This is a genomic window from Paenibacillus sp. UMB4589-SE434, from assembly GCF_030226685.1.
Lineage (GTDB): Bacteria > Bacillota > Bacilli > Paenibacillales > Paenibacillaceae > Paenibacillus_B.
On the sequence record NZ_JASOYK010000011.1, the window covers coordinates 76,620 to 101,896 of the forward strand.

Below are 25,277 nucleotides of genomic sequence, written 5' to 3' on the forward strand. Positions count from 1 at the left end.
ATCACTCCTTACCGGAAGTTAGGGTTTTAGACGGATCGGGTATCCGCTTATTTGTTCAAAGGATGGGCTTTCCTGCATAAAGGCCCAAGTTTCCAGTTCAAGGCTTCCTTCGTAAAGGGGCTTCACTTGCAGATATTCTCCATGCTGCCAAGTTATCTTAATGTCTTGCACTTTCTGTCTATGGGAACAGTCCAAGGCATCAGCCAACTTAAGTAGGGAAGTGAGTCGAGCCAAAGCGATATTTTCTTCAGTGGACAGTTCCGGTCGAATAGGTACCATCGTGCCACGGGGATGATAGAGTGCGATGCTCGCAATAATCTCTTTCTGCTTGTCCGTTATCCCTAACATGTCCATCGATTTCAACATGTGATAGGAATTAGCTGCGTGTCCTTCTTGTGAAATGTGCTTGCCAATATCGTGTAAAATAGCTGCCAGTTGGAGGCATAGTTCGTATGATGCGTCTAAATGAAAAGAAGCGTTGCACTTGTGCAGGAGCTTCGTTGCTAGTTCTTTGACTTTTAAAGAATGAGCGATGTCAAGCTGGTAGCGCTCAGCCGTATGGAGAGCTGTTGCTATCATATCTGCGACATAAGTATCGCTCAGCGTACCGTCGGACCATTCCGCTGCGAGTTGATGCAGCACGCCATGTCTCAGCGACAGGTCAGGAATCAAAACATGCTCCGCAGCTGTTGCTTTCCATAACTCGGACATAATAATGCTGGTCGGAATCATCTGGTCAGCACGCTCTTCATCCAACTGAAACTTGTGAGCTAGCTTAAAGGTGCCGGACTGAATAATATCGCGGTGATATCGATTAAACACATCAGTACTCATGCCACGGACGTCAAGCACTAGCTCATGTGTGCGTTGAACCAAGGAAGCCGTTTCTCCACCTAACACAAGATAATGGGGGAGATTATAGGCTTGTATCCGCTCATGCAGCATACCAAGCTGGCTTTCGATGTATTGCTGCAATACTTCTGTATATTGAAGCGATTCCCCCCGGAGGGAATCGAGAATTTCTTTCAGCTTAAGAGTGCCGATTCTTACATGGTCAGAGAAACGGAGCTTGCCATCGGCAAATACGCTCATTTGCACCCCTGCGCTGCCTATCTCGACCATGAGCAGGCCTTCTGCTCGTAGGGTCGGCATAGCTGTCAAGCCATAATTCAAAGATTGATAGGTCAAAAATCGTTCAACCGAACGATCGATGAGCTCTACGTCCATCTGTGTTGCCTGACGGACATGTTCCAAAAAATATAAGCTGTTGCTGGCTTCTCTAACTCCGCTAGTGGCATAAGCACGGTAATGCCTTACGCCGTAATCCTTCATCAACTGTGACATATGCTTGAGAGAGCGACACACGCTAAACATGGCCTCAGGTCGGATCCGCCCATTTGTAAAGGTGTCATCGCCGATGGGAGAGTCTAGTCTGACGTCCTCAAGCACCCGAAGCTGCCCTGGGCCCTCTATCTCTGCAATGAGCATCTTTATCGCATTAGAACCAATATCGATTGCTGCGGCTATTTTCGGTTGACTCATCTGCACATCTCCTTAACCGATGTCTTGACTACGCAAAAAATGCCGAAATTTATCAACGTATATGAGATACTCGGCTTATGCGTCTTTAAATGTAGATTAATGCATCTTTCCTATGCAGGTCATAGATTTACAAATACTTAATATGAATGTGTAAATCATGATGAAAGCATTGGACGTACTTAAATAAGGATAAGAGGAATAGCGTGCGGACGCCTTGAATGAAAGCGGATATGACGGCCCTCTGTATGATTGCAGAGCGGGAGAGTATTTCATTGCTTGCTGGTTTCGATTACTGATGTCGGTTGAGGAAAGCAGGACAATGGAATGAAAGAAATGTACTAGCCAATGTGGGTGGGAACATAGAAACTTTATTACGTAGTGTATGCAGTAGGTAAGTAAACATTTATTAGAACCAAGCTGAAGCCGCTGGCATAGCTCATTTTATTTTACAGGCTTATATATAAAGAAAATGTAAATAAATAGATCATATAATGGTCATTTGACGAAATACATGATTAAATGGTTCGTAACGCAGCAGGGCTGTACAAGGATCATAGACCGTAAGTTTATTAGCGTCAGGAGTGAGGGTATATGACAAATTTGCAGTTGGCCCGAGGGAGTCAGCCGCTTCGACATATCGGTATCGTAGATGTTGGTTCGAATTCGGTCCGCTTTATGTTAGCAGAGGTTCATTCGGATTTATCTTTTCAGGTTGTAGATCAATGGAAGGAAGTGCTTCGACTCGGGGATGAATACGATGAGCTTGGAGCAATTCCAGAGCATAAATGTGATCATTTGATCTCAACGCTACTCTTATTTAAACGTCTAGGCGAAAGTTATTTGAATTGTGAAATAATAGCTGTTGCTACGGCTGCGCTGCGCAAAGCGACCAATCAGGAACTTATTTTGCACCGAATTAAAGAAGAAACAGGTATCCAGCTCAGTATCATTAGCGGTGAAGCGGAAGCTTATTTGGATTACTTGGCTGTAATATCAACAATGAACGTTAAGGATGCGCTCATGCTTGATATTGGTGGCGGCTCACTCGAATTGGTATGGATTGAGAATCGGGAGATGAGAGCAAGCATCAGCTTGCCCGTAGGCGCGCTGACACTTGCAGGGGAATTCGATGTCAGAGATCAGCTGTCTGCGGAAGAAGAAGACAATTTGACTGCTGCCTCGTTGCAGTGGCTTGAACAGGTTCCATGGCTGGAGAGAACCAAGGGACTTCCTTTAATTGGCGTCGGGGGAACGATGCGTACGATCGCTAAGATGGACAAGGCAGAGCGCCGATATCCATTTGACTCGCTGCATCATTACGAAGTGGTTTCTAATGACGTACTGAACTGGCATGAACGATTAAAGGGAATGTGTCTTGCTCAAAAAGAGGCTGTACCAGGATTGGCAAAGGACCGGGCAGATATTATAATGGGCTCGTTTACCCTTGTATCGGTGTGGATACGTGCTCTTCAGATTCCCAGGCTGCTGGTTAGTGCCAAGGGAGTCAGAGATGGGGCGCTGTTTGAAGTGCTGCGTAAAGAAGGTCTGAGCATTGACGAGCCGCTGATGTTCTCGGTGCACAACCTGATGCATCGACTGCATTTAAATGAGCGACATGCCTATCAAGTGGATAAACTAATGGACATGTTGTTTGACCAACTTCAGCCGCTGCATGATCTTGGGCCAGAATGGAAACGAATCGTGAGAACAAGTGCTTTGCTGCATGACTCAGGGATTGCGATCCATCACTTGGAGCGGGAGCGTCATGCTTTTTATATGATTATGAATGCAGATTTGTATGGCTTAACACCGAGAGAAGTTATCTTGAGCGGGTTAATTGCTTCCATGGATCGTAAGCAGAAGCTGAACGAATCTTGGAAAGCTTATGACGCTTTGCTGCTGCCTCAAGACAAGCAGGCAGTACGGGTGCTGGGGCTGCTCCTGCGATTGGCGGTCGGTTTTGACCGCATGCGGACGTCATCGGTAGAATCGATTCGCTGTGAAATACACAGACAAGATGTTGTTCTGCATGCGCGGGCGGATACGCCGCTGCTCCTGGAGGTATCGGAGGCGTATTCGCTGCGAGCCAGCTTCCGTAAGTGGCTGAAGCATGATCTGGTCATCGTAGCCGATGTAATACCACGAGGCGATAGACGATATAACCAGGCGGTAGACCAAAGAAAGACTGCCGAGCATACAGACTAAAACAAAGCTCTCGAGTCAGACTAACTCGAGAGCTTTGAAGCTGCTGCCTTTTATTTTAACGTTCCCAGATTGGATCTTCAGCCACAATTGGACGATTCTGCTCCAGCGACAGCCCTGTCTCATAAGAACGATTGCCGATTGCCTTGATCAGGTTGGCAAGTGCGTTTGACGGTACTGCGTCAGCAATCGTACCTTCTTCTGGCTTAAAAGAATCTTTCCAATATGCCAAAGCCGCCGCAATAGCGGATGAAGCATCACTCGCAGCTGTCTCCCACATGTCCCAAATACTTGTCGTGTAGGTTTCACCCGAGCCCGTAGGGTCAAGCCACGGGCGATTCGCCTCGTTCATGACATCATAGTGGGCAACCCTGCGCTTGTATACAAGCGGTTCGGTTTGCCCAAAGGTGATGACCCGCTTCCAGCCGCGCGGGTCATGGAACAGCTTCTGCGCGCCAATCATTGCGCGATTCGCTTCATTCCATGCTTCGCGGCGAACAAGGCCGCGATACGCAGCGTAGTGGCGCTCCGTCATCCGCTCGAAAGCGTCGACGACCGCCTCAGGAAACGATCCGCCGGTATCAATCTCTTTCCACACCGGCGTGTTCCACGTCTCAAGCCCAAGCTTACGCTTGACGACATGCGTATCCATCAGCACTTCGAAGCGCTGATGGTCCCATTTTCGCGAGCCGGAACGGGAGAAGACGTAGGGATGCATGTTGCGATCGAGCACGTGATGAAGCATAAAACCAAGCATATAGACGGACCTTTGGCGATCTTTGGGGTCTGTCTCGGTTATAAAGTCCAGCAGGACAGGCCCACAATGTTCATTGTGCATCAGGCTTCCTACCAGGTTCATCGTTTTATCTGTCTGCCAGGGGAGAAAGTGATGGTAAAATAAAAAATCAGGTCCTTGGCAGCCCATATTAAAGAGTCTGAGATCAGAGGGGGATTGAAGCCAAGTGTCTAATCCAGCCGCTCTCATGGCCTCCTGTCCAAAAATGAGATGTGTCCAAATATTAGGCATTCCGGTCCTCCTTTAATACATATGTATTACATTAAAATGAGTTTGTACACTATAGGCATAACGATGAAGGCCATATATAAAGTTGTCAATGTTTTTATATTCACAATACCATAAAAGATTCCGTAAAAGTGTTGAGATTCATGCGATAAGATGCTAGATATGCCTTTTTTATATACGAGCAGATGGAGTGTTCAAACTAAACTTTTATTTGACAAATAATCTAAAGTTTATACACCCGCAAGGGGTGGCTTGATAAAGCGTTTCCATGTAAACTGATAGGGTCAGAACGATAAGGTTAACGGTACCACCGTTCCTTGCGTAAGCGTTCTCTTTTATATGTTAAATTACGTAGCTAGGGCGTCCTAAAGACCGCGCGCATGAATGCTAACGGAGAGTACCCTATCAGCATAGCCAGGCACTCTATTTATACCTACTCACAAATATACTTTTCAACCTATAGAAAAATGGAGGAAACATCATGGAACAATTCCGCTTACCTAAGATTGACGTTCCCAAATTCGAACTGCCAGAGGCCGTAAAACGAGTACTGGCAGAAGCAGAGCAGGAGCTGGCGCATCGACCGAAGCTCTTAAAATTGTTTAAAAACTGCTTCCCAAACACGTTAGAAACAACAACGAAGCTGTTAGATGACGGCACGACTTTTGTATTGACAGGTGATATTCCTGCCATGTGGCTGCGTGATTCCGTTGAGCAGGTGATCCATTATGTGCCGCTGGCTAAAGATGATGCCGATTTGCAGCGTATTATTGGTGGTCTGATCAAGCGCCATATGTATTATATCAATATAGATCCTTATGCAAATGCATTCAATGAAACAGCGAACGACTGGCATTGGGATGCAAATGATCAAACGGAAATGTCTCCATGGGTATGGGAGCGCAAATATGAGCTTGACTCGATGTGCTTTACGATCCGACTTGCTTATATGTATTGGAAAGAAACGGGTCGCACAGATATTTTTGATTCCAACTTTAAATCCGCTATGCGGAAAATTGTCGAAGTATGGAAGACGGAGCAGCGTCATTTCGAACAGTCGCCATACCGCTTTAATCGTGAAAATTGCCCAGAAATCGACACGCTTCGCAACGATGGCATGGGTATGCCGGTCAACTATACCGGAATGACATGGTCGGGCTTCCGCCCTAGTGACGATGCGTGTGATTTCCATTATAATATTCCGTCCAACATGTTTGCAGTCGTATCCTTACGTCAGATGCAAGAGATTGCTAAGTATGGATTCCGCGACGAGCTATTTGTTGCTGAAATGAAGAAGCTGGAGGGTGAAATTAACCACGGTATTCAATTGTACGGTGTTGTTAATCATCCGGTATACGGTAAGATATATGCTTATGAAACAGACGGCTTTGGCAACCAGATTTTGTTGGATGACGCTGGTACGCCTAGCTTAATGTCCATACCGTATTTGGGATATGCTTCGGAAACAGATCCGATCTATCAAAATACGCGCCGCTTTATTTTAAGCAAAGAAAATCCGTACTATTTTGAAGGCAAAGCTGCCAAAGGAATAGGTAGTCCGCATACACCAGATGGATATGTATGGCACATGGCATTGTCTATGCAAGGCTTGACGGCTTCAACAGATGAAGAAATGGTCGAGATGATCAACCTGCTTGAAGCGACGGATGCAGATACTGGCTTTATGCATGAAGGCTTCCACTCAGATGATCCTTCCATCTTTACACGTGCATGGTTTGCATGGTCCAACAGCTTGTTCTCACAGCTCGTGTACAAAGCGATGAAGCGTGGTCTGCTTAAATAGTTGTCCAGAAACATCATCGTGAGCTTAGCGATTCAGAAGTAGGACATGTCTGGATTTGTAACGATTCGAAATAGGGCGAGGGGTTCTCGTCCTATTTCTTCATTCCTCCACTTAGATTTGACTTCGTCCAGGTATTACTTGGCTAATTTCCATTCTTTAGTTCATCGAACACCCATTTTTCACGAATAATTGCTTGTTGATCTGTAATAAGGGCTTGTTATTGCAGCTTTTTCACATAATAATATAAAAACGAGTAGTGCTTTCTGAAACGTTTTCAGTATAATAGTCTTAGAGTTTCTGGGTGTATGAGGACGGTTTGATTTTGTCGAATATACTCCCTTAGTGTCGGAAAGGGGCGAAAGCTACAGATATGAAAGCCGAATGGATTCAGCCTTTTTTACAATCGGCGTGCAATGTGATCGAACAGATTGTACAGGTTCGTCCTGAACGTGGGGAGCTTGAAATGTTATCTTGGAGCGGCGCACATGATCTACGTATTCAATTCAATCTGACTGGACAGATGACCGCTCATGTCGCATTCGGCTTAAATGAAGGTGCTGCTCTCAAAATGGCCTCGGCTATGATGGGGGGCTTCCAATTGGAGGCTCTGGATACGATGGGGGAGAGTGCTATTTCCGAGCTTGGCAATATGATAAGTGGTAATGCGTCCACTTTATTGTATAATCAAGGTATTCACGTTGATATTACACCTCCGCAACTGCTGCTGATCGGGGCAGCGCCGAACTGTGGTTCAACGGCGATGACGGTGCCGTTGCACGTGCGGGACATTGGGCGATTTGATATTATGATGCGTATTGGTTAGAGAGGTAGAGACCGAGATGGATATAAAAGGATCAGTCGTTGTCATAACAGGTGCTTCAAGCGGAATTGGTGCTCTAACCGCCCAACTTGTCGCTGAAGCGGGAGCAATACCAGTTCTGGCAGCGCGTTCTACAGATAAGCTGGCACAAGTGTCTGCCCGAATACAAGGACAGCATGAATGTGTTCAACTCGATGTTACTAATGCGGAAGAAGTTGAGCATGTCATGGCACGGATCATAGAAACATATGGACGTATTGACATTTTGTTGAACAATGCGGGCTTTGGCCTGTTTGAACGAGCAACTGATCTGACATTAGGTCAATTCGAAGCGATGATGGACGTTAATTATATGGGGACTGTCCGCTGTACGAAGGCAGTATTGCCTTCGATGCTGGAACGACGATCAGGCCGGATCGTGAATGTGGCTTCTATGGCGGGCAAGATTGGTTCACCCAAGTCATCGGCGTATTCTGCTTCTAAACATGCTGTACTCGGATTTACGAACTCGTTGCGGATGGAACTGGCAGGCACTGGGGTAACCGTGTCGGCCGTAAATCCGGGCCCGATAGATACACCATTTTTTGACGTGGCAGATCCGACGGGCCATTACGTGAACAATATCAAGTGGTTTATGATGCCTCCAGAACGTGTAGCCAAACGGATTCTTCGTGTGATGGAGCGCGGCACTTCGGAGGTGGACCTGCCATGGTTGGCTGCGGCAGGAACCAAGTTTATGCAGCTGTTTCCGCGTATATCAAACCGCGTTGCAGGCAGGATGCTGAATAAGAAATAACGCGCTGCTTACATAACAAGAGTCCGCTGTCCTGACGGGAAGGCGGACTCTTTACATATGTTATGAAAGAGGTGCATATGTGGTTGCGCAGCGGACGTACATCTGTCGGCGGCTATTACCCTAAACTTGGCTTGTCGGCGCATGGCGATTCGTTTGATCTTTCCCCAATCGGTCCACACACCGACATGTATAAAAATTTGTCAAAGGATTGAGACAGCTAAGTGTTTCCGTTGGTCGGGTGAGCCTTCTGCTGGGCCTCATGCAATGACTTTACTTGCTCAAAGATTGTGCGAATAGCGGCCTTTGCTTCAGGGTGCTGCTCGTTCCAATGGCGAGTCAGGTGGGGCATTGTTTTGTGAATATGACTAAACGTAGCCCATACTTTAAGCATTTGTATGGTCTGTTCATCGTCCTTGCCTGTTAAACGCTCGCTGTAGGTGAGCAGCAACTGCTCAAACGCTTCATTTATTGTATCGTTCCATATTTTATCCATGTTATAACTCCTTTGTTAAGATGAGTGACATGTTCAGGCTAACATAATTGGTCAACAGATGAAAGTTGGAGGAAACGTCGGAATTCGTTATAATGAGACGAAGAAGACAAGCGATCAGGTATTGCTTCATAGAGAGGAAAGAGTGATGTGACCGTTTCATTTACTGATTTACAAGTTGACGCGGGCTTGGTAGAACGCCTGCAAGCCCGTGATATCCATACGGCTTCTCCGATTCAGGCAGAAGCGATTCCAGCAGCGCTGCAAGGCAAAGATGTGCTGGCACAATCCCAGACAGGAACAGGCAAGACATTTGCCTACTTGCTGCCGCTTATTATGAGATTGCAAGCGGATGAGAAACGAACGCAGGCTGCCGTGATTGCACCGACACAAGAGCTGGCGATGCAGATTGTACGTGAAGCGGAGGCGCTTCTGGAGGGCAGCGATACGATTGTGCAGCCGCTAATTGGCGGTGCTGCGCTGCATCGTCAGGTGGACAAGCTGAAGCTGCGTCCGCAATTAGTGGTGGGAACGCCTGGACGAATCCGCGAGCTGGTCGAGATGAAGAAGTTGAAAATTCACGAAGTGAACACAATTGTAGTGGACGAAGTGGATCATGTTTTACAAAAGGGCGGAGCCAGCGATACGGACATTATACTGAATCGTGCGAAACGCGACCGCCAGTTGTTGTTCTTCTCTGCTACGCTGCCGGCAGATGTGAAGCGGCTCGCCGAGAAGTGGATGCACGAACCCGTTGCTATCGGCATCGAGCCAGATAAGCGGGTTGCTGATTCGATCGAGCATCTCTTCTTTGTCACGGAAGAACGTGACAAGATCGACCTGCTGCGCCGATTGGTTCGACATTGGAAGCCGAAGCAGGCTATCGTCTTTGTGAACGATTCGCAGATGATTGGCGAATGGGAGTCGAAGCTTAGTTATACACAGTTGTCCGTTGGCTCGCTGTACGGCGATGCCCCGAAGCAAGAGCGAGTGAACGTGCTCCGTCGCTTTCGCGAGGGCGAGTTCCAACTGCTGCTTGCCACGGACGTGGCTGCACGGGGGCTTGATATTCCCGAGCTGCCATACGTGTTCAGCCTGCAGCCTGCTCTGAATGCGGAGCATTATGTGCACCGTTCGGGACGTACAGGTCGTATGGGACGACAGGGAGTGTCGGTAAGTATCATTACGGAACGTGAACGCTTTATTATACGCAAGTTCGAACGTGAGTTGCATATTCCCATTAAGGAACGCAGCTTCTATGATGGTCGTATTTCGGAAGCGGAAGCAGACCATCTCCGTGCAAAACCACGTACTGCCAAGCCATCCTTTACATCCGACAAGCCGTCGCGTGAGAAGGTTGTTCGGGACAAAGGCTCCAATGGTCGTCACCGTGACCGTAAGAACAAGGGGGCGCCGAAGTGGCTGAAGGAAAAGCAAAATCAACCGAAGCCTGAATAAATGTGTAGAAGCTGTCCGCTGCGGAAAAAGATAAGCAGCAGGACAGCTTCTATCTTTGGTCGGTAGCACGCTAGGGTCGATCTGTCAGTTTAGCTGACCCCCAAAATACCAGGCCTCTTTCCGTGATTGTAAGATCATCATCTGTTTATCTGACAATTATTCTAATCTGGTTAGAATGCCAGGTCTTTTTTTAGTGCGATATTGAACTCATCTTTTTATGTTGGTATCAACAGCTTGAAGCCTGATGTTCATCATTTCGCCGTAATTTTCATCGATAACCGACTCTACTCTACTCCCGCAATTAAATATTGCTGGACTTTTTGTTGTTCTTCCCTTGATACACCTACCCAATTGGGCATTCAGAACAGTGCGTTCATATAATAACAAATTTATGATATTCCTCGTTGTAGCTGGGGATGTTGCATTCTATCAGATCAGATAAAAGTGAAGATATGCTAGAGTTAGGATACCTATATTACGGTTCTGTAGTTGAATATTGGAAAATAGCTCTTTATACTGGTATATAAGTGGGAAAAGGAGGAATAGAAGTTGTTGCGATTACATAAGGGTTGGAAAGCATTGTTAGCGAGTATAATGGTGATTGTCTTATTAAGTGGTTGTATGGGTGAGAAGTCCGTATTGGAGAAAATGCCGGAGAATGGCGGCAAGCTAAAAGTGATGTATTGGGACGAGGAGCAATTCTATCGATCTTTTGGCAACTATTTTAGCATCAAATATCAGAATGTTGATTTTGAAGTTGTTAGTATGAATTCCATGTTTGAACAAAACCAAGAGAAGGAAAATGAGAAAAAAGATCCGGATCAACGGCTGCTTGAATTTATCGATAAAGAAAAGCCGGATGTCATTATGTTGAGCCAAGAGCAAATATCAAAATTGGTCGAGAAGGGCAAGTTATATAATCTGGACCCGATTATTGCTCAGGAACAAGTGGACATGAAAGATATGCTGCCAGGTATGATTGATATGTTCCGTGAACTTGGGGGCGGCGGTTTGTATGGCATGGCGCCATACTATTATACGCAGGTTGTATACTATAATGCGGATTTATTTAAGAAGCAAGGGATCGACCTACCTAAACATAAGATGTCATGGGAAGAACTGCTGAACTTGGCTGCGCGCTTTAATCAAGGATCTGGGGAAGATCAGATGTACGGCATAGCCAACCAGTTCTCAGACAGTTCCCAACTGTTAATGAACATCGCTCAAGCTTCTAATCTGCAGGTATTGGATGCGCGGGGCGAGAAAGTACTGCTGAATTCAGATGGATGGAAACATTCGTTTAAGCTGGTAGCGGATGCGATCCGCAACAAAGCCTATAAAGCGGCAAAACCAGATAGCAACGGCAATTATATGGGATCTGATCAAAATGAATTTATGCAGGGCAAAGCCGCGATGGCCTTGGAAAGCTCATGGTATGCCAACAATATTGTCAATATGAACAGATACGGCAACAATAAAGAGCTCAAGCCGTTTGAATGGGGAATGGTGACGATGCCTGTAAATCCGGCCAAGCCAGATGAGTCGCCATACATTAGTTTTTATAATATTTTTGCTATCCATCAAGACTCGCCTAATAAACGTCTGGCTTGGGAGTTCCTGAAATTTATGAATGGCCCTGAGATGGCTAAGGCTGCCTCCAAGACGATAAGTGGGGAATTACCAACCCGCACGACCTACTTTAAAGAAATTAGTGGCAAGAGCGCGGAAGCGTTTACGATGTTAAAGCCTTCTTCAGCTGCCATTAATATGTATCGTGCATTTGAAAATAATAAAGTTCCGCAGGACTTCTACGGCAACCTCAATACATCCATACTGAAAGCTATTGATGATATCGTAGGTAACAAAGCGAGTGTAGATGAGGCGTTAGCTGCACTGCAGCAGGATTTACAGTCCAAGCTGGATGCAAGTAAGAAGAAAGCGGCAGAACAACCAACCAAAAAGTAACCAGGAAGAAAAGCCATGATTGCATGAATTGCAATTGTGGCTTTTTTATGTTGTTCAGCGAGTGGGGAGAGATCATTATTTCTTAATACTTTTATGAAATCCTTAAATAGTTCTTAACCTTCTATTAATATCATAATTTTCATGTTTTTATGTGGTACGATTTGATTCATTGCCGGGTCTATAACTGACATTTCAAGCTGAAGAAAAGTCGTGTGTGAGGATGGATTGAGTTAAAGGAAGAAAAGAAAATAGATAGATCATAACCATTCAGGTGTAAAATAAAGGAGGAACTACAGTTGTTGCAATTACATAAGAGTTGGAAGGTCCTGTTGGCAAGTATGATGATCTTGGTGTTATTAAGTGGATGTATGGGTGAGAAGCCAGTGTTGGAGAAAATGCCAGAGAATGGTGGCAAGTTAAAAGTTATGTATTGGGATGAGGAGCTATTTTACCGATTTTATGGTAATTTCTTTTCTATCAAGTATCAGAATGTTGATTTTGAAGTCGTTAATATGAACGCCATGGATGAGGAGAATCAGGATAAGGAATTCAAAGATCCGAATCAGAAGCTGCTGGAATTTGTTGAGAAGGAGAAGCCAGATATCATCATGTTAGATCAGGAGCAGCTGCCTAAGCTGGCTGAGAAAGGCAAGCTATATAATCTGGATCCGATACTCGCACAGGAACAGGTGGATATGAAAGATATGCTGCCAGGTGTGATCGATATGTTCCGCGAGCTCGGAGATGGCAATTTGTATGCACTGACACCTTACTATTATGGTTCAGCGGTTTACTACAACGCAGACTTATTTAAGGCGCAAGGTGTCGAACTGCCAAAACACCAAATGTCATGGGAGGAGCTGTTGAATCTTGCGGCTCGTTTTAATAAAGGTTCTGGGGAGGACCAGACGTATGGGATTGCCAATCAGTTTTCAGAAAGCTATGATTTTTTGATGGATGTGGCTCAATCGACTAATTTGCAAGTACTGGATTCTCGTAATGAGAAAGTGCTGCTACATACAGACGGCTGGAAAAACTCATTTAAACTGGTGACGGATGCTATACGGAACAAAGCCTATAAACTGCCAGAGCAGAACAACAATGGCGGGTACTCGAGTTTTAACAACAACGAGTTTATGTCAGGCAAAGCGGCAATGGCTATGGAAGGTTCATGGTTTATTTACAATATTGTAAATATGACCAAATATGAGAAAGATAATAAGCCGTTTGAGTGGGGCATGGTGACGATGCCTGTCAACCCGAGTAGACCAGATGAGTCGCCATACATTAGCTTTAATGGGATTTATGCCATAAACCAAGACTCACCTAATAAGCCTCTGGCATGGGAATTTTTGAAGTTTATGAGTGGACCAGAGATGGCTAAGGCAGCCTCCAAGAACTTAGGTGACCTTCCGATTCGTACGACATACTTAAAAGAAATTGGTGGTAGTGGTAAGAGTGCGGAAGCCTTTACCATGCTGAAGCCAAGTTTAGTACAAAATATTCGGAATTTTAGAAATAAAGATGTACCCAAAGATTTTGAAACCACTATTCGCACTTTGGTGGGACAAGCTATTGATGATGTAGTTGCCAATAAGAAAAGTATTGATGAAGCATTGGCAGCAATACAACAGGAGCTGCAGATGAAGCTGGATACGCACCGTAATGCTGCTGAGAACAGTCCAAAGAAGTAATCTATAACCGATGCACCTGATGGTGCTTCATATAAACCCGTAGGATGCACTTAAGTTAAGTACTATGTCCTGCGGGTTATTTGTGTTGTTTTGTTGAACTTATACAATACAGTTCTATTAATAGAGGTGTGCTGCTCAAAATGGAATCTGTTCTCATATACAGATTTTGGATGGTATTGTATGTTCAGAGAGAAGGTACAAGATCGATAATTTTCATGAAGAAGAACTATAGGAGAAATTCGATGAAATATCTTAAAAGAGGAATGTTTATTTTGTTATTTGTGCTACTTACCAGTCTTCCTTTGATTTTTGAAGTCTATGTCGATTATAGCAATAAGAACATAATTAAAATTGGTCTGGAAAAATTATATAAAGAGTATTGCAATGAAGTTGTGGAAGTTACGGTGAATGCAAACCTGATCCAAGAGAGTGGGTTTATGTTTGGATATAGGGAGCACAAGTTTTACGCAGTTACCTCTTCGAAGAGATTTCCTTCTGTTTCGGGTGACTATGGTAAGAAAAACATATTAATCTCGGAATTTGGATGTTCGAATGAGATGTTCAGACTAGATAAGGACTTACAGCGGTTTATTCCAAGAGAAAATTTTATGGAGGTGCATGATGATAAAGGAGGTATTCCGATTGAAATTATTTTTGTGTATGTGGAGATGTATTTGATCATTATAGTATCTTATGCAGTATTTTATTTTGTTAATAAAGTAAAAAATGTGATAAAACGAAGAAAACTGCGCCATAATAGCGACAGATTGTAGCAGTATCTCTATTGAATTATGAGGGAGAAAAATTAGACATGAAGTTTCTTAAAAGTGCAACATTTAAATTTATATTGATCTTTGTAGTGATCAGCTTACCCTTAATCACGGAAGTAGGTCTGCACTATAAAGCGAAGCATGATATTAAAGTAGGGTTGGTCAAGTTGTATAAAGACTATTGCAAAGAGGATGTAACTGTGGAGGTACAGGTTAAATTTATACAAAAGTTGACGATATTACCCGGTGGGCTACAGGAATATTGGATCGCGAATACGACATCCTCAAAAGTTCCACACCTAGAAGGCAGATATGGGAGAAAAGATATTTTACTTGAAGATTTTTTGTGTTTTCCTAATGATTTACGATTGAACAGACTGGAAAATAAATTTGAGATCAATACAAGTTGGAGTCGAGATGGAGAAGACAACGGCGGTATTTCAATATATTATTTGTACTTATACGGTGTGGTGTATTGTCTATACTTCTTGTCGATCGTGATATATGTGCTGTTCCGATTTATCAAGAAGTATCTTAAACGAAGACAGCATAATGTTAAAGATGACTGGATCTAAAAAGAGATCGAATACACTATACCTGCAAAAAGTTAATATTCGTGGATGTGTTATTAGTAACAATCATCAAATCCATTTAATTTATGAAATTGATAATAAAGGGAATAGGAACAATAGCCCGCAGGTGCACTTAAACCAGGTGCCACGACCTGCGGGTTATTTGTTTAATCTTGACTTAACCCCATATTCTCCAGTCCATAGTCTTCGATCTGAATAGCAATATCGTACGTGATCGGGATTGTGGAAAATACACGGTTCCAATCTCGTTTTACTTTATTCCAGACGTGAGGGTGCTGAATTCTAAGGGTCGTACTGAAATCAGCTACATCTGCCTTCGTCTTTTGCATTTCGTTTATAGTGTCTTGGATATAGGTTTTAGCTTCCGATATTATTTGTCCTTCCGATTGACGTACGAGCTGTATCGCATGTTTGGGATCTACTTTCAGGTTACGCCAATCTTCAGAAATACGCCCTGTTGACTGGATATGGATATGAAATGAAATTTTATCTCCTTGAACAATCGCGTTCATTTTAGATTTAATCCTTGATATTTCGTATATAAACTGGGTCTGATTGTTCTTATTACGGATCGTTAAGAGTCCCCCTTGCTTATGCCCTGTTATCCATGCCAAGCCTTGCGCGTGCTTTGGGCTAAAGAAGTTTGTTAATAGATGAGTGTTACCGTCAATAATGCCACCGCCGCTAAAAACGATGTTGCCCTCTTGAACATCAATGGTCTGTAAAATAAAGCTGGAGTTGCTTTGCAGCTTGGAAATTGCTTTTTGCAGCGTGAAAGTTGGCAATATTTTCGTGGAGCGGTATTGATTATCTGAGATGGACTTGATTAAATAGGAAGGAATATCTATTTTAGAGCTGCTTAAGGTACGAGCAGCATCCTCGCGAGCGATAAAGATAAGACAGCTCTCGCGGAATTCCTCATCCCGAAAAAATAAATTTAACAGCGTCTCCATCTCAATCCTTTCGGCTAATTTTCGCCCAATGACAATTACTTTTACGTGCTCTCCGGATACAGGCTTTGTTAGTAAAGACACTCTTCGCGTCAACTCATGTATTGAATCACCTATAGCTGTTATGTTGTGATAGGATTCGGACGGAGTACTAGCGCCAGCGCTGGAGCTTCCTCTAGTCTGGGTTGGAATGAGATTCTGGTATGTGACCTTCAATTTGTACGGTGGTGAAGCAGCTGATTGATCGCCATTCTCTTCGGTGACTAGATCGAATCCCGCACCAATTGAAAAGGTGAGGTCTTCAATCTTTTGACTATCCCAACAGCCGGTGTTTATATTTATGATGATCAAAAGGGCGAACAACAGCTTCCATTTACTGATTAAACTAGGATGTACGGCCATATCGAATATCCTTTCTGCAGAAGCTAACAAGCATCAACAGTACTGGCAACAGCAGCATAAAGTAATAGAGCATGTAGATGTATTTCAGCAAAGAAAAGACGTCATCTATATGGTTAGGAAGCATAGCTAGTATATAAATGACAGGCAGGGATACAAAAATCCAAATGGTTGGTTTAGACTGTGCTAGGAAAGTCTTTAATACTTCTACCATAAAAAAATGATAGAGGACATAAACCGTGAATATTTGCAAGATCCAAACCGTCAAGAGAAAAGAATCGTAGCGTTCAACGAGAACGCCTGTGTATTCAAAGGAACGGATTAAGGAGATCGTTGGCCAAGCGCTTATTTTGGCTCCATCTAACGTCAACCCGCCGATGACAATAACAGTTGTTAGAAAATAAACGATCGTTGGAATACCAACACCCACCCAAGCTGCATGATAAGCATTCTTCCATTGTTTCAGATAAGCAGGTAAGATGAGCAGCGCTTCAATACCAAGGAACGATTGAAACGTTTCCTTGACGCCTTTTAATACAGGTCCAAATCCTTTACCTAATACGGGACGCAAATTGTTAAGGTCGAACACTTTTAAGCTAAGTGCAAGACAAATCGCCAGTACAAAAAGAGTTAACGGTAAAATAAAAGTCAGCATGCGGGTGATCGCATTTAAGCCAGCAAATAGTAGATAAAGAGACACCGCCATCATGGCGATGATAATAACTGATTTGGGTGTTCGCTCGAGCAGGAACAGGTTCACCACTTCTGCCAAAATTCGCATCTCATAGCTGCATAATATGATAAAGTAACTTATTAATATCCCGTTAATGAACTTGCCAATCCATCTGCCCATAATAAGCTCCGTACATTCAAATAGCGTCATTCCGGGGAAACGTTTGCTAAACCAGAGCAGCAGGTAGCAGCAGCCTATTACCAGACACCCGCAAATTAGAATGGACAGCCATCCGTCAGGTGTATCCATAGCTAATGAGAGACTGCCAGGCAGCAGAAGGATGCTGGTGCCTAAAATGTTATTCGCCAGAAGTATGGCTATTTGCATCGCGGACAAGGACTGGGACCGTGTCTTCACATGTATCATCCTTTGGGCTTAGGATTAGGATCTTGGCGCACAGCATCCTTCGGGTGGTTCATTCTTGGCCGTCTCTTCAATAGGAACAGAGGAACTCTGATCAAAAAGTCCTTCCAATCTTTCAAACCAGCAGCTTGAGGCGGAGCTGTGGGCGAATCATAAGGAATACCAAAGCTATGAAGGCGGACGATGTGGGTGTACAGCATAATAAAAAATAACAGTACCCCATAGAGACCCAACGTTGCCGCACAAAACATGGCCACAAAACGTAAAATTCGAATCGGCATTCCGGCTTCGTAATGTGGAATAGCAAAAGAGGTAATGGCGGTCAAAGCGACCACGATGACCATAATTGGACTGACAATACGCGCTTCAACAGCTGCCTGGCCGATGACTAACCCGCCCACAAGACCCACTGTTTGTCCGACAGGTTTAGGTAGACGCAACCCTGCTTCTCGTAGTATTTCTATGGATATTTCCATCAACAGCGCCTCAACAATAGGGGGAAAAGGTACTCCTTCTCTGGTCCCCGCCATGGACACTGCCAGTTTGGTTGGGATCATGCCGTGATGAAAGGAAACAAACGATATATAGATAGCCGGCACAAACATCGCGATAAAGGCAGCAAGATATCGCAACATTCGAATAAGGGTACTAGGCAGCCAGCGCTCGTAATAATCTTCCGGGGACTGCAGCAGCATACTAAATGTCACAGGTGCAAGGAGTACAAAAGGCGTTCCATCCAGTAGAATGGCTATCCTGCCTTCCAGCAGCGCCGCAATGACTCGATCTGGCCTTTCCGTGTTTTGCATTTGTGGAAAGGGGGACAAGAAGTCGTCCTCAATGAGCTGTTCCAAATAACCCGATTCTGGCAAATCATCGATATCAATCGCTCGTATACGCCGATCCACTTCTGCCACTAATTCAGCATTTGCTAGGTCTCTTATGTATATAAGGGCGGCCTGAGTCTTGATCCGAGCTCCTAACTCATATGGTTGAATGGTTAAATTTCGATCTGCCGCACGAATTCGAAGCATAGAGATGTTATCCCCAATAGACTCCACGAAACCGATACGCGGTCCTCTGACCAACGGTTCGGAAATCGGTTCCTCGCTGTTTCTGCCATTGCTAGTTTTCACATCCATAACGAGTGTCTCTGTTACCCCATCAACAAGCAGAGCGACTGACCCACTAAGAAGCTTGGATACAACATCCTCGGAGTTAGGAGAAAGTTCTCCTTTGCATATCGGTATATAGGACTCGTGCAGCGTGGACAGTAATTGTTCCGGCTGCTTTGACAGGATTGAGCTGATAGAATCTCGGTTCTGCATGATAGGAGAAATAATAAAGTCGCTGATCATTTTTTCATCAACTAAGCCATTAATAAACAAGACAGCGCTATTACGGGAACTGTTGTCACATAACGTCAAATATCTGATGGTTAAGTCACTGCTATGGCCCAATTGGTTACAAACATAGTCGACATTTTGATGCAAAAAGCTGCTTATAGCTGGATTGTGCCGCTCATAATCGGCATTTGTCTGATTTAAAGACGAATCGCCAGCGGATGAATCCAATGTTGAATGTTGATTGCTGTTGTTATATAAATTAGCAGCTTGGTTGTATGGCATTCCTGACTGACGTTTCAGTTGTTTTAGCCACTGCATCAGCAGATACATCCCATATGGACCTGCAAAGATGACAATTGCGCCAGCCCATATGTCCCATTCCATGATTCTTGTTATGTTCATCTGCATCACCCTGCACCTAATATGCTCTTCAATTCATGCTGTCATACATGGTTGGCGGATGACCAGACTGTTCCTCATGGCAGTACGCGCGTGCGAATATTAAGGAACCATAAATGATAGCGTTCGCTTCCTCGCCCTTGGTTCGCTATAATACAGAAGAGAGGTGAATGGAAGATGAATCCTTTATTAAATGTACATCATCTTACTGGAGGATACAGCATAGGCAAGCCTGTGCTGCATGATGTAAATTTTACTGTGAATCCAGGAGAGATGGTTGGCTTGATTGGTTTAAACGGTGCAGGGAAAAGCACAACAATGAAGCATATTTTAGGGTTAATGGAGCCGCAAAAGGGCAAAGTCACACTCCAAGGGATGACACTGGCGGAACAACCAGAGGAGTATCGATCAGGGATAGCTTATGTGCCAGAATCACCACTGTTATATGAAGCACTCACGGTACGAGAGCATCTTGTCTGGAGCGCGACTGCTTACGGAGTGGATGAGGATGATTTTAAGAAGCGGGTAGAGCACCTGGCCAAGTTGTTTCATATGACGTCACACCTGGATAAAGCGGCCCAGCACTTATCCAAGGGGATGAAGCAGAAGACAATGTTGATGTGTGCCTTTGCCGTGCGGCCTCCTTTGTATATTATCGATGAACCCTTTCTAGGGCTTGACCCACTTGGTATTCGTTCGCTGCTGCAATTTATGAGCCAGATGAAGCAAGAAGGGGCTTCGCTGCTAGTCAGCTCCCATATTTTATCGACGATTGAGCATTATTGTGATCGCTTTGTACTTCTCCATCAAGGCAAAGTCTTGGCGTCCGGAACAGCAGAGGAGCTAAAGGAGCAATTGCTTCAACGTGGTGGCCATGTGCAGGAGACTGATCGACTAGAAGACGTATTTTATGCATGGGTAGGGAACGAAGGCTTGGACAGTGACGGGGGTCTGTCATGGCACGAGTAGAGGCTAGCCGCCAGTCTTCACCAGGATCGAACATAAAGCGGCTGTTAACACCTGAAAATCTGTGGGCGAAACGAGTTAGCACGTTCTGGGGGGAAATAGCACCTTACCTGCGTTATGTCGTACAGAGTGGCCTTGGCATGGTGCTTGTTTTTGGCATTGTCGCCGGAATTGCATTATACGCTTCCTTTATTGAACATATCCCGCCGCAGTTTCCAGTAAGGGAGTTAGCATGGGTGCTGATGTCACCTCTGGTTGCCTACATGACGTTAAGAACATTTTTGGTTCCGGCAGACTTGGTGTTCCTCCTTCGTCAGGAACATAAATTGGGAACTTATCTGAGGAAGAGCCTTCGTTACAGCTTGTTTCCTCGAATGCTGTTTCTTATGATGGGTTGGGCTGTGTTATGGCCGCTTTACCATCGTGCAGACCCTGAGCCCAAGTCATTTGTTGTTATGCTTCTCGTGCTGATGGTATTGAAGCTGGTTGCTTTGTATGGGTCTTGGGTAGAACGTCATATTTCGGATGTGCGTTGGCGATTCATCATGCGTACAGCCCGATATATATGGGCATGGGGGGCAACTGCGTGTTGGCTGTGGCTGGATGTGTCTTTGGCGGGCATCGTTACAGGGGCTGCAGGAATTATGTATGTTTTTTGCGCACGTCGTATCCCAGCTTTACGCTTTCCATGGGAAGCTCATATGGAGGCAGAACGGGTTCACGTGAACCGAGTGTATACTTTTTTAAGTGGATTTGTGGATCTACCTACGATGAATGAGCGAAGATTCGCACGGCCTTGGCTGGATTGGTTAGGCAACCGTTTTGCATTTAGACGGGATCAAGCCTATCGTTACTTACTGACGAAGACATTTTTACGAAGTGAGTTGTTAGGGATCATTTTGCGTCTTATTGCGATTGGTCTACTATTGCTTTGGTGGACAAGGAATACGATGTGGAATGGGCTATTAATACTGTTGTTCCTGACAGCGATTAGTGCACAATGTAACGCGTTGTATCAAATGCACCGGCATGATGTATGGAGGCAGCTGTACCCGCTGGAAAAGGATGCTCGAACAAAGGCGGTATTACATCTCAGTACTGAAATTCAGACGATCGCTGCACTGCTGCTCCTTGTTCCTGTATGGACGGGTATGACTTCCACTGGCTACCGTTTGTCAGTATCCGTTTTGTCTGCTGTGTTTATTTTTTTATTCCGATTGCAAAATAAGGCCAAACACCGGAAACAGGCTGACGATGAGGATTAAGAGCACATAACACTTGAGCATGCGATAGCAATGAATAAGCTCACCAGTCCGTAAGGATAAGGTGAGCTTATTTGCATGATGATCAAAGCACCTCGCCCCATTAGAAAGCGTGGGACGAGGTGCTCTTCATGGCTGAAAACGTGTATTTATTCGTTCATATTCATGAATAAAGGTGAGCTTTTTAATAATGAAATAATAACACTTAGCTAGCTTAATTGGATTATTGTTAATGCAGCTCCGGCACTGCCGCCTAGCAGTGTGGCTGCGCCCAGCAGTCCAAATAGTTGTAATGAGATGGTGGAATTAGCTGTGAGTGGAACGATAATATCGTTGTTAAATGAAGATAGAGATAGTACTGGAGTAATTGTTGAAGCAAGGTTGGCAGCACCGTTAATAAGGAGACGTGAACTGACTAATAATGCAGCTGTTAAGTTGATTTGGTAGGTGATATAGTATCTTCCTCCTACTGCTACTGTAAACACGGTGTTGGCTCCATTCACAGTAATACCTGGACCAATGCTCTGCGCGTTAGGCAGGGCGATATTTGTGCCGCCGAGAATAACAGCAATAACCGCACCAGTTGTATTGGCAGCAAATGCAGAAGTAGCTGTTGTACTGGTACCAGTAGCGCCCGTAGCCCCGGTAGCCCCAGTGGAGCCGGTGGCGCCAGTAGGGCCAGTAGCGCCGGTGGCACCAGTAGGGCCAGTAGCGCCGGTGGCACCAGTAGGGCCAGTAGCGCCGGTGGGCCCAGTAGGGCCAGTAGCACCGGTAGCGCCGGTGGCACCAGTAGCGCCGGTGGCACCAGTAGCGCCGGTGGGCCCAGTAGGGCCAGTAGCACCAGTAGCGCCGGTGGCTCCAGTAGGGCCAGTAGGGCCAGTAGCGCCGGTAGCACCCGTGGCACCAGTAGCGCCGGTGGCACCAGTAGCACCCGTGGCACCGGTAGCGCCGGTAGCGCCAGTGTCGCCCGTGGCGCCGGTAGCCCCGGTAGCGCCAGTGGCTCCGGTAGCACCGGTAGCGCCGGTAGCACCGGTAGCGCCGGTGGCACCAGTAGCACCGGTAGCACCAGTAGCGCCGGTGGCACCAGTAGCACCGGTAGCTCCGGTAGCACCAGTAGCGCCGGTGGCTCCAGTAGCGCCGGTGGCACCGGTAGCGCCGGTAGCGCCAGTAGGGCCAGTAGCTCCGGTGGCTCCAGTAGCACCGGTAGCTCCAGTGTCGCCGGTAGCGCCGGTAGCACCCGTGGCACCGGTAGCGCCGGTAGGGCCAGTGGCACCGGTAGCACCGGTAGCGCCCGTAGCACCGGTGGCACCAGTAGCGCCAGTGGCACCGGTAGCACCGGTAGCGCCTGTAGCACCGGTAGCGCCGGTGGCACCAGTAGCACCGGTAGCGCCAGTAGCGCCGGTGGCACCAGTAGCACCAGTAGCTCCAGTAGCGGCCGTGTCACCGGTAGCACCGGTAGCACCAGTAGGGCCAGTGACTCCAGTAGCCCCAGTGGCTCCGGTAGCGCCCGTAGCACCGGTGGCACCAGTAGGGCCAGTAGCGCCCGTGGCGCCAGTAGCTCCGGTAGGGCCGGTAGCTCCAGTAGCTCCAGTAGCACCGGTAGCACCGGTAGCACCGGTAGCTCCAGTGTCGCCGGTAGCGCCAGTAGCACCGGTAGCACCCGTAGCACCCGTAGCACCGGTGGCTCCAGTAGCACCAGTAGCCCCAGTAGCGCCAGTGGCACCGGTAGCTCCAGTAGCACCGGTGGCTCCAGTGTCTCCGGTAGCCCCAGTAGCGCCTGTAGCGCCTGTGGCTCCAGTGTCGCCAGTAGCGCCGGTAGGGCCGGTAGCGCCAGTGGCTCCAGTAGCACCGGTAGCTCCAGTAGCACCGGTAGCTCCAGTGTCGCCGGTAGCGCCGGTAGCACCCGTGGCACCGGTAGCGCCGGTAGGGCCAGTGGCACCGGTAGCACCGGTAGCGCCCGTAGCACCGGTGGCACCAGTAGCGCCCGTGGCACCGGTAGCGCCTGTAGCGCCGGTGGCACCAGTAGCACCGGTAGCGCCAGTAGCGCCGGTGGCACCAGTAGCACCGGTAGCGCCAGTAGCGCCCGTGGCTCCGGTAGCGCCCGTAGCACCGGTAGCGCCTGTAGCACTGGTAGCGCCGGTGGCTCCAGTAGCGCCAGTAGCACCCGTGGCTCCAGTAGCTCCGGTAGCTCCCGTGTCGCCGGTAGCGCCAGTAGCCCCGGTGTCGCCAGTAGCTCCGGTAGCGCCGGTAGCTCCAGTGTCGCCAGTAGCGCCAGTAGCGCCGGTAGCGCCAGTAGCGCCAGTAGCACCGGTGGCGCCAGTAGCACCGGTAGCGCCAGTAGCACCCGTGTCTCCAGTAGCACCGGTAGCGCCGGTAGCGCCGGTGTCGCCCGTGTCTCCAGTAGCGCCAGTAACTCCGGTAGCGCCGGTGTCTCCAGTAGCCCCGGTAGCGCCAGTAGCGCCCGTGTCACCGGTAGCGCCAGTGGCGCCAGTAACTCCGGTGGCTCCAGTAACACCCGTAGCACCGTTAGCGCCGGTAGCACCAGTAGGGCCGGTAGCTCCAGTAACGCCAGTAGCACCGTTAGCGCCGGTAGCACCAGTAGGGCCGGTAGCTCCAGTAACGCCAGTAGCACCGGTAGCCCCAGTGGCTCCAGTAGCCCCAGTAGCACCGGTAGCCCCAGTAGCGCCAGTGTCGCCGGTGGCACCAGTAGCGCCCGTAGCGCCCGTAGCTCCGGTAGCTCCGGTAGCACCGGTAGGACCAGTGGCTCCGGTTGCGCCCGTAGGACCAGTAGCGCCTGTGGCACCTGTAGCGCCCGTGTCACCGGTAGCGCCGGTAGGGCCAGTGGCTCCAGTGTCGCCGGTAGCCCCAGTAGTGCCCGTAGCGCCAGTGGCTCCAGTAGCGCCCGTAGCACCCGTAGCACCGGTAGCTCCAGTGTCGCCGGTAGCGCCGGTAGCGCCCGTAGCACCGGTGGCACCGGTGGCACCAGTAGGGCCAGTAGCGCCGGTAGCGCCAGTAGGGCCAGTGGCTCCAGTGTCTCCGGTAGCCCCAGTAGCACCCGTGGCACCGGTAGCGCCAGTGGCCCCAGTAGCACCAGTAGCTCCAGTAGCGCCCGTGGCACCGGTAGCGCCAGTAGCGCCGGTAGCGCCGGTAGCTCCGGTAGCGCCGGTGGCACCAGTAGCCCCGGTAGCCCCAGTGGCACCAGTAGCACCCGTGTCTCCAGTAGCTCCGGTAGCACCGGTAGCACCAGTGGCACCAGTAGAACCGGTAGCGCCCGTGTCTCCAGTGGCACCGGTAGCGCCAGTGGCCCCAGTAGCCCCAGTAGCACCAGTAGCGCCCGTGGCACCGGTAGCGCCAGTAGCTCCGGTAGCGCCGGTAGCTCCAGTGTCGCCGGTAGCGCCAGTAGCGCCGGTAGCTCCGGTAGCTCCAGTGACTCCAGTAGCGCCAGTAGCCCCGGTAGCGCCTGTGGCTCCAGTAGCCCCGGTAGCGCCTGTGGCTCCAGTAGCTCCGGTAGCGCCAGTAGGGCCAGTAGCCCCGGTGGCTCCAGTGGGGCCGGTAGCGCCCGTGGCACCAGTAGCGCCTGTGGCGCCAGTAACTCCGGTGGCTCCAGTAACACCCGTAGCACCGTTAGCCCCAGTAGCCCCAGTAGCCCCAGTAGCCCCGGTGGCTCCAGTAGCGCCGGCAGCACCAGTAGCGCCCGTGGCACC

General features: G+C 47.6%; 18 protein-coding genes. 11 read left to right on the forward strand and 7 right to left on the reverse strand.

The genetic code is table 11. The features are described from left to right. Nucleotides 1-18 precede the first annotated feature (18 nt). Nucleotides 19-1,542, reverse strand: a complete 1,524-nt coding sequence (locus tag QP775_RS24325; protein ID WP_239332410.1) for a Ppx/GppA phosphatase family protein — start codon at nucleotides 1,540-1,542, stop codon at nucleotides 19-21. A 591-nt stretch (nucleotides 1,543-2,133) separates the two neighbouring features. On the opposite strand from QP775_RS24325, the gene QP775_RS24330 reads away from it, so the two are divergent. After that, nucleotides 2,134-3,747 carry a Ppx/GppA phosphatase family protein gene (locus tag QP775_RS24330; RefSeq protein ID WP_239332411.1) on the forward strand — a complete coding sequence of 538 codons (1,614 nt, stop codon included), beginning with the start codon at nucleotides 2,134-2,136 and terminating at the stop codon, nucleotides 3,745-3,747. Between the two features lie 55 nt (nucleotides 3,748-3,802). On the opposite strand, the gene QP775_RS24335 is transcribed toward QP775_RS24330, so the two are convergent. After that, complete coding sequence (locus tag QP775_RS24335; RefSeq protein ID WP_285109249.1) at nucleotides 3,803-4,771, reverse strand: zinc dependent phospholipase C family protein; 969 nt, start codon at nucleotides 4,769-4,771, stop codon at nucleotides 3,803-3,805. A gap of 478 nt (nucleotides 4,772-5,249) precedes the next feature. Here QP775_RS24335 and QP775_RS24340 point away from each other — a divergent pair, with 478 nt between their 5' ends. The 3 genes from QP775_RS24340 to QP775_RS24350 all read left to right on the forward strand — a co-directional run bounded on the left by QP775_RS24340 (nucleotide 5,250) and on the right by QP775_RS24350 (nucleotide 8,188). After that, nucleotides 5,250-6,572: a glycoside hydrolase family 125 protein gene (locus QP775_RS24340; RefSeq protein ID WP_239332413.1), complete on the forward strand. Its 1,323-nt coding sequence runs from the start codon at nucleotides 5,250-5,252 to the stop codon at nucleotides 6,570-6,572. A gap of 370 nt (nucleotides 6,573-6,942) precedes the next feature. Further along, a complete protein-coding gene (locus QP775_RS24345; RefSeq protein WP_239332414.1) occupies nucleotides 6,943-7,395 on the forward strand; it encodes a chemotaxis protein CheX in 453 nt (150 codons plus the stop codon). A gap of 16 nt (nucleotides 7,396-7,411) precedes the next feature. After that, nucleotides 7,412-8,188 carry an SDR family NAD(P)-dependent oxidoreductase gene (locus QP775_RS24350; RefSeq protein WP_285109250.1) on the forward strand — a complete coding sequence of 259 codons (777 nt, stop codon included), beginning with the start codon at nucleotides 7,412-7,414 and terminating at the stop codon, nucleotides 8,186-8,188. A 217-nt stretch (nucleotides 8,189-8,405) separates the two neighbouring features. On the opposite strand, the gene QP775_RS24355 is transcribed toward QP775_RS24350, so the two are convergent. Continuing rightward, complete coding sequence (locus tag QP775_RS24355) at nucleotides 8,406-8,681, reverse strand: DUF2573 family protein (RefSeq protein ID WP_239332416.1); 276 nt, start codon at nucleotides 8,679-8,681, stop codon at nucleotides 8,406-8,408. Between the two features lie 147 nt (nucleotides 8,682-8,828). Here QP775_RS24355 and QP775_RS24360 point away from each other — a divergent pair, with 147 nt between their 5' ends. The 5 genes from QP775_RS24360 (at nucleotide 8,829) to QP775_RS24380 (ending at nucleotide 15,140) form a co-directional block, all read left to right on the forward strand. After that, a complete protein-coding gene (locus tag QP775_RS24360) occupies nucleotides 8,829-10,136 on the forward strand; it encodes a DEAD/DEAH box helicase (protein ID WP_239332417.1) in 1,308 nt (435 codons plus the stop codon). Between the two features lie 549 nt (nucleotides 10,137-10,685). Next, nucleotides 10,686-12,101 carry an ABC transporter substrate-binding protein gene (locus QP775_RS24365; RefSeq protein ID WP_239332418.1) on the forward strand — a complete coding sequence of 472 codons (1,416 nt, stop codon included), beginning with the start codon at nucleotides 10,686-10,688 and terminating at the stop codon, nucleotides 12,099-12,101. A gap of 296 nt (nucleotides 12,102-12,397) precedes the next feature. Continuing rightward, nucleotides 12,398-13,795, forward strand: a complete 1,398-nt coding sequence (locus QP775_RS24370; RefSeq protein ID WP_239332419.1) for an ABC transporter substrate-binding protein — start codon at nucleotides 12,398-12,400, stop codon at nucleotides 13,793-13,795. A 242-nt stretch (nucleotides 13,796-14,037) separates the two neighbouring features. Further along, nucleotides 14,038-14,568, forward strand: a complete 531-nt coding sequence (locus QP775_RS24375; protein ID WP_239332420.1) for a hypothetical protein — start codon at nucleotides 14,038-14,040, stop codon at nucleotides 14,566-14,568. A gap of 38 nt (nucleotides 14,569-14,606) precedes the next feature. After that, nucleotides 14,607-15,140, forward strand: coding sequence for a hypothetical protein (locus QP775_RS24380; RefSeq protein WP_239332421.1), 534 nt, complete (start codon nucleotides 14,607-14,609; stop codon nucleotides 15,138-15,140). A gap of 164 nt (nucleotides 15,141-15,304) precedes the next feature. Here QP775_RS24380 and QP775_RS24385 read toward each other — a convergent pair whose 3' ends face one another. Genes QP775_RS24385 through QP775_RS24395 form a run of 3 tightly spaced genes read right to left on the reverse strand, consistent with a single transcriptional unit; the run spans nucleotide 15,305 to nucleotide 19,228 of the window. After that, nucleotides 15,305-16,510 (reverse strand): Ger(x)C family spore germination protein, encoded by a 1,206-nt coding sequence (locus QP775_RS24385; RefSeq protein WP_239332422.1) that lies wholly within the window; start codon nucleotides 16,508-16,510, stop codon nucleotides 15,305-15,307. Further along, entirely contained in the window at nucleotides 16,494-17,597 is a 1,104-nt protein-coding gene (locus QP775_RS24390) for a GerAB/ArcD/ProY family transporter (protein WP_239332423.1), read from the reverse strand. The genes QP775_RS24385 and QP775_RS24390 overlap by 17 nt, the downstream gene beginning before the upstream one ends. Nucleotides 17,598-17,602: 5 nt before the next feature. Beyond that, a complete protein-coding gene (locus QP775_RS24395; protein WP_483312048.1) occupies nucleotides 17,603-19,228 on the reverse strand; it encodes a spore germination protein in 1,626 nt (541 codons plus the stop codon). A 294-nt stretch (nucleotides 19,229-19,522) separates the two neighbouring features. Here QP775_RS24395 and QP775_RS24400 point away from each other — a divergent pair, with 294 nt between their 5' ends. Continuing rightward, complete coding sequence (locus tag QP775_RS24400; protein WP_285109252.1) at nucleotides 19,523-20,314, forward strand: ABC transporter ATP-binding protein; 792 nt, start codon at nucleotides 19,523-19,525, stop codon at nucleotides 20,312-20,314. Next, complete coding sequence (locus tag QP775_RS24405; RefSeq protein WP_285109253.1) at nucleotides 20,302-21,576, forward strand: ABC transporter permease; 1,275 nt, start codon at nucleotides 20,302-20,304, stop codon at nucleotides 21,574-21,576. Before QP775_RS24400 ends, QP775_RS24405 begins: the two co-directional genes overlap by 13 nt. A gap of 206 nt (nucleotides 21,577-21,782) precedes the next feature. Here QP775_RS24405 and QP775_RS25915 read toward each other — a convergent pair. Further along, on the reverse strand, nucleotides 21,783-25,277 hold a 3,495-nt coding region (locus tag QP775_RS25915), incomplete at its 5' end, for a BclA C-terminal domain-containing protein (RefSeq protein ID WP_483312046.1).

Coding starts and splice junctions, on each gene's coding strand:
- QP775_RS24400 (WP_285109252.1), top strand. CDS start 19,523: ATGAATCCTTTATTAAATGTACATCATCTTACTGGAGGATACAGCATA.
- QP775_RS24375 (WP_239332420.1), top strand. CDS start 14,038: ATGAAATATCTTAAAAGAGGAATGTTTATTTTGTTATTTGTGCTACTT.
- QP775_RS24335 (WP_285109249.1), bottom strand. CDS start 4,771: ATGCCTAATATTTGGACACATCTCATTTTTGGACAGGAGGCCATGAGA.
- QP775_RS24345 (WP_239332414.1), top strand. CDS start 6,943: ATGAAAGCCGAATGGATTCAGCCTTTTTTACAATCGGCGTGCAATGTG.
- QP775_RS24380 (WP_239332421.1), top strand. CDS start 14,607: ATGAAGTTTCTTAAAAGTGCAACATTTAAATTTATATTGATCTTTGTA.
- QP775_RS24385 (WP_239332422.1), bottom strand. CDS start 16,510: ATGGCCGTACATCCTAGTTTAATCAGTAAATGGAAGCTGTTGTTCGCC.
- QP775_RS24355 (WP_239332416.1), bottom strand. CDS start 8,681: ATGGATAAAATATGGAACGATACAATAAATGAAGCGTTTGAGCAGTTG.
- QP775_RS24350 (WP_285109250.1), top strand. CDS start 7,412: ATGGATATAAAAGGATCAGTCGTTGTCATAACAGGTGCTTCAAGCGGA.
- QP775_RS24405 (WP_285109253.1), top strand. CDS start 20,302: ATGGCACGAGTAGAGGCTAGCCGCCAGTCTTCACCAGGATCGAACATA.
- QP775_RS24325 (WP_239332410.1), bottom strand. CDS start 1,542: ATGAGTCAACCGAAAATAGCCGCAGCAATCGATATTGGTTCTAATGCG.
- QP775_RS24330 (WP_239332411.1), top strand. CDS start 2,134: ATGACAAATTTGCAGTTGGCCCGAGGGAGTCAGCCGCTTCGACATATC.
- QP775_RS24340 (WP_239332413.1), top strand. CDS start 5,250: ATGGAACAATTCCGCTTACCTAAGATTGACGTTCCCAAATTCGAACTG.
- QP775_RS24395 (WP_483312048.1), bottom strand. CDS start 19,228: ATGCCATACAACCAAGCTGCTAATTTATATAACAACAGCAATCAACAT.